Here is a 5,564-nt window from a genome sequence, read left to right as displayed (position 1 = left end):
TAACTGATGACTTACCCACTGATAACTGATAACTGATAACTGATAACTGAGAGGTGCAACCCTGGAAGTTCTCAGATGCTCTATTAAAGATCAAGAAAAGCCGTCGTAAAACGACGGGGTTTTAACCCAAATTTTCGATAACCCGTCTAATCACCTATTGCCGAAGGCCTAGCTATCATTTTCTCGTTCACGAATTTCCTCGTACAGTAAGTCTAAACCGATTAGAACCTTCTCTCGATCGGACAAATCCCCGATAATTTTCCGCACTGGGGGAGGGAGGACTTTCGCGAGGGTAGGAGTAGCGAGAATCTTGTCTTCCTCCGCTAGTTGCGGGTTTTTCAGCACGTCAATCACTTTCAGCGCATACACTCCCTGAAATTCCTCTTCTAGGATATTTTTCAGGGTTTTCAAGGCGCGCACGGAGTTGGGGGTATTCCCAGCGACGTACAGTTTTAAAACATAGGTTTTTTTAAAGACGCTCATAGGTTAAGATCAAAGGGGCTGGGGATATGAGTTCATCGCTATTTATTGGGGAGATTTTAATCTATTCCCAATAATAAATCATAAGGGATATCCTCGCGAGGTATGGAACGACGGTACATTTCCCCTAGATGAGCAAGGATATCAATGAGAGCGAGACGATAATCTAGGAGAATTTCCTCACTTCTGCCTTCTAATTTTAACTGTTGGGAAAATTCATCCATTAACTCCATGTGAATTTCCAGAATTTGCGACACTGAGAGATCGGTAAAAAAGACATTATTAACCAATTCATCGATCGCTTGATTGATCGGATAATCCTGTTGGAAGTAATTTAAAATAATCTCCCGATAATCTCTTCTTAATTCCCGCAGTAATTCGTTTTTTTCCTCTGGGGCAAGATTGCGATAAAATAGCTGCGGGTTGCGTTTGTAGTAAACACCTAAATAGCCGAGTCTTTCTTTTAATTTTTCCGCTAAACGGCGCTGTTGTAGGAGGAGAAAACTGTGATTATTTTCCACGGGATTTGGTTGGTTAACAATCGTGGTAGGTTCGAAAAAAGAGCAATTAGGAGCTAAATGGAGAAATCGAGCGATCGCTTGGTCGATGACCGAGGTGATGCTGTCTAATTCCTTGACGGTAATTTGTAATTCGGCACTATGATAGAGACAGGTGGGAGAGTCATTCGTCTCGGCAGTGATGTTCTTGTCAGCGACAATGATCACTACTGGCAGTAAAATCCCCCCTTCGTAGAGTTGATTAAAAGTCGGCTGTAGGGAAGGATGAAAGACCACCAGCAAACAATCGATTTTTTCCTTCTCTGCCTCGATATTAGCCAGTAATTCGCTAGAAGACGACCCTAGGGTTAGATTATAGCGTTCATTAGCTAATAAAGCCGTCAAAGAATTAACCAGCCCCAGAGGTGAACTCACTCCCGTCAAGGGTGGGTCCGTTGGGACAAAAGCATAAATAGTCAGTCTCGGAGGCAACGTTTTCTCACCCGCAAGGTAGATAGAAAATAACAAACAATTAGGTTAGGCTTTCTCTGTTGAGAAGACAACCCCCTCGCCATCAAATCGGGGAAGTTAAAGTTAACTTTGCTTTTTGGCAGTGGGTATCGTAGTTAATTGTAATCAATGGAGCGGTCCTCTAGTTGAGCAAGCGTCATAATCAAGGTAGATTCAAGTTTTAGGACTACTAATAGTTTGGCCATCAGTTTGTTAATTATGCCCTAAAGTTACCGCCACCGCCCACCCAATTATCCCCATGCCTAGCGTTACCCTCAGCCTCCATCACTTTAATCAATCCGTCACTGCCTGTGAATTAATTATTGACACGGCAAGTCTTTTAGATTTAATTAATACGGGCAATCCAGAAGCGATCGTGGTGGTGGATGAGCGGTATTGTCCCCTAGGACTGATTGAGAGTCAAACCCTGATTGCCTACCTCCTCTATCAACAACAGCACCCCGAAACCAGAAACCCCTCCTCCAACTGCCTAGATCTGAGCGGTTTGCTACGTCCGATTATCCCTCTTAACTCGCGCATGGCCGTGAGTGAGTTTCTGGCAACCCTGACGGCAGAAGGAAGCTCCTTAGCCCCTATTTTAGTGGATGCTCAGGGCAAACTGTTAGGACGCTTGGACACGGGAAAACTTCTCCAATTTTGTCTCGGGCGCTCGATTCTCGATGATCCTCCCCCGCAGCCCCGCATCAGCGATCGCAATCTCCCCCCCCGCAGCGATCGTCCTCTGGAATTTCTGGAACAATTACCGCTGCCGCTGCTGCTCTACAGTCCAGAAGCGGGAATTTTATACCAAAATCAGGCTTGGTGTGAACAAATCGGGGCGGCTTTCCCCGCTAATATCGATAAATCTCCCTTTGCTTTGGTTAATGACCCCTTAACCCTCCAATCCCCCACCCCCCCCCTGTTTCCCCAGCGTCTAGAAACGGTGACATCGGGTTTAGCCAAGACTTGGCGACTGTTGTCCGTGCCGTTAAATTTGGCGCATAATTATCCCTTGATCGAGAAAGCTTCGGGACTGTGGTTACTGTTAGCCACCGATATCACGGAACAACAGCACTATTGTCAGGAATTAGCGGTTAAAAATGCCGATTTAGTCCATTTAAATCGTCTTAAGGATGAATTTCTCGCCTGTGTCAGCCATGAGTTTAAATCGCCCCTCACCGCCGTGATCGGTCTCTCCAATCTGCTGCGGGAACAAAAAATCGGTGAACTTAACCCCCGACAGTCGAAATATGCCGATTTAATCTATCGCAGCGGTCGCCAGTTGATGGCTTTGGTCAATGATCTCCTCGATTTAACCCGCTTAGAGACAGGACAACTAAAATTAACTTTCACTAGAGTCAAAATCGATCGCCTCTGTCAACGGGTGTACGATATCATCGTCGATAAGTATCCCCAACGTCTCGATCTCCCCGGCAGCTATCGTCTTGACATCGAATCAGGGTTAGATTATGCCCTGGCCGATGAAGCCCGTTTACAACAGATGTTAGTGAATTTGTTAGATAATGCGGTTAAATTCACCATTGATGGCGGTAATTTGGGCATTAAAGTCAATCGTTGGGAAAATTGGCTGGCTTTTACCGTCTGGGATACGGGAATCGGTATTCCAGAAGAATCCCAGCATCTGATTTTTCAGAAATTCCAACAGCTAGAAAGTCCTTTCACCCGTCAATTTGAGGGTGCAGGTTTAGGTTTAGTCCTCAGCCAAAAATTAGCGCGCTGTCACGGTGGAGATCTATCCTTTGTCTCCAAGGACCGGGAAGGCAGTCAATTCACTTTAGTGCTGCCGGTTTATCCCCAAGGAACAGAAGAGGAACAATCGACCCCCCAGCGTCTGGTGTTGGTGGTGGAAGCTAATCCCCAAGTGATCGAACAGTTTGTCGAGCGCTTGAGTGAATTGGGATTAAAAGCCATTATCGCCCGTAGCGGCACTGAGGCGATCGAAAAAGCCCGTCAGTTAAAACCCCGTTGTGTTTTTCTCAATCCCAATCTACCCCTCTTGTCCGGTTGGGATGTGTTAACGCTGCTGAAATCCCATCCCCAAACCAAAGATATGAAAGTTATTGTCACCGCTGCCGATTCTGAGCGCAACCGCAGTCAACAGCAAGGGGCCGATAGTTTTCTTGTTCCGCCGATCACATCGGCAGCTCTGCAAGCTTGCCTGAATCTGACCGTTTCCCCCATTCCTAGCCGAAAACGGCGCACTGCTCCGACTCTGCTGCGTTTACACGGCCATTATGCCCCCAATTTCTCCGATTTATCTTCCTTTAGCTGGATTTGGAATAATCAATTAGTTCGGGAGAATTATCGTTTTATTGAGGCCGATAGTTGCGAACAGGCGGAACTTTTAGCTGGTGTCTGGGAGGTGGACGCTATCTTAATCGATAGTTCGATCGCGGAAGATTTATACTCTTATCTGCAAACCTTGAGCGAGTCGGAAACCCTAGCTAATTTACCCCTAGTCACCCTTGATGTGGCTGTCACCGAGGTGGCCAATCAAATCCCCGGTTTAGCCGTTTTTCCCTGTTTGGCCCCCCCGACGGAAAACCGTATCGAACAGCTATTAAAGGTAATCGAGACTGCTGATCTGGCTTTTTCTGGCCACAAAGAACGGTAAGGGGGAGCGGGGTAGAAACTCTTTTCAGTGATCTTATTAACAGTTTTTCAGTGATCTCTTGACAAATAGGCAATTCTGTGTTGACAGAGGAAAAATTAGGTGTTAGCATTGCGATTGTTATTAGTAATATCCACTTTACCTTTGTGGGAGTCTATACAACAGATGACAAAATTACTCAGATTTACCATTCCTAGTGCCGCCGCCGCTGTACTAGGCCTCGCCACTGCGCCAGCGCAAGCCGCAACGGTAAACTATATCGGTTGTGGTCAGGATGCCACATTCTGTACACTCACCCAGCTCCTTAACGGTGGTTCCATCGAAGTTGATGAGGACGGAAATAGCACAATTGAGAAAACGTTCAGCAACTGGAAGAACTACGACTTTAGCAAAAGTCCTAATGCTAATACTCTGGTAAATCCCGAAGGCGACATTCAAGTGCGTGCAACCGGCACTTACATTCCTGGTGGCTCTGGTAGTGCTACTCTCAATTACACTGTTGTTAATAATGCCCTGCTGCTAGAGCCGCCACTTCCGGCGGGTAATGCCGTCTCGTGGAGTGCGACTGTTTATTTCGAGTTCGATGTCACATCCGCTCAATATGTCCCAATCATTGAACAGACAGATGAGCTAACAGGTGCGTTAGTTGTTGGTCCCACTTCTGGAACGACAAGTTATGCATCTTTCAATAATACCACGTTGTCCTCCGACAACATGTCGATGATGACTGACACTATGTTGATTTCTCCACCATCAACCACGGTTATGATAGGGAACACATTAGACCTCAGAGCTCGCCGGATCAGAACTCCAACGCCTCTTGTGGGTACGTCCCAAATTACGAGTTTCTCACAAACCTTCACCCAGGTGGTTATTCCTGAACCGGGGACTGTTGTTGGACTGCTGGTTGTTGGTGGCTTAGGTCTGGCGATGAAACGTAAGCAGCAGGGATAACTGAGCTTGGTTTCAGGACAACTTTGAGCAGAGAAATCGGCATCTTCTGTTTGTTTTATGCAATGGACGGAGGTTATAAGGGATGGAACCCTTATATATAAAGGCATTTAGCGATTTTTGTCAATTGTTTTTGCTCTAGAGCGAACTAATCAATTAAATCTCTTGCCAGATAAGGATTCAGTCGATTTATGCCCCCATATCGAACCATCCCAAGTCCCGAAAAGCCAGAAATCGTAGCTCCTAGCATTGAAACTCCGTCCTTTTGGGGCGGTTTTTAATTAGGGTATGCTGAACGAACCTGCGTCAGTCCCCACACGAGAAACTTTTTGCCGCCAACCCTAGTTAGGGCTGGCTGAATAAATCTAAAAACCTTATCCAACAAGGTTTTTAGACTTTTTTTCCCTCAAAAAGTGCCGCCCCTTGGAGTGATTGGGGGGAAAATTCAGGGACTTTTTCCCTGAAAATTAGGTAATTGACCACCTGAAAATGGG

Annotated in this window: 4 protein-coding genes; 2 read left to right on the top strand and 2 right to left on the bottom strand. The window is 46.2% G+C overall.

Annotated elements, in window-relative coordinates; genetic code table 11:
• Window positions 1–168: 168 nt before the first annotated feature.
• Window positions 169–483, bottom strand: a complete 315-nt coding sequence (gene kaiB, locus IM322_RS18115; protein ID WP_002733742.1) for a circadian clock protein KaiB — start codon at window positions 481–483, stop codon at window positions 169–171.
• Between the two features lie 56 nt (window positions 484–539).
• Window positions 540–1,469, bottom strand: a complete 930-nt coding sequence (locus IM322_RS18110; protein ID WP_287675837.1) for a circadian clock protein KaiA — start codon at window positions 1,467–1,469, stop codon at window positions 540–542.
• A 277-nt stretch (window positions 1,470–1,746) separates the two neighbouring features.
• Between IM322_RS18110 and IM322_RS18105 the strand changes: the two genes are divergently transcribed.
• Together IM322_RS18105 and IM322_RS18100 are read left to right on the top strand one after the other, a co-directional pair.
• Window positions 1,747–4,122 (top strand): ATP-binding response regulator, encoded by a 2,376-nt coding sequence (locus IM322_RS18105; RefSeq protein ID WP_287675838.1) that lies wholly within the window; start codon window positions 1,747–1,749, stop codon window positions 4,120–4,122.
• A 162-nt stretch (window positions 4,123–4,284) separates the two neighbouring features.
• On the top strand, window positions 4,285–5,073 hold the full coding sequence (locus IM322_RS18100; RefSeq protein ID WP_287675839.1) for a PEP-CTERM sorting domain-containing protein: 789 nt from the start codon (window positions 4,285–4,287) through the stop codon (window positions 5,071–5,073).
• Window positions 5,074–5,564: the final 491 nt, after the last annotated feature.

It is taken from the genome of Microcystis sp. M109S1 (assembly GCF_020247025.1).
Taxonomy (GTDB): Bacteria; Cyanobacteriota; Cyanobacteriia; order Cyanobacteriales; family Microcystaceae; genus Microcystis.
The sequence above is the reverse complement of the archived record's forward strand: the minus strand, read 5'-3'. Positions and strand labels throughout refer to the sequence as shown.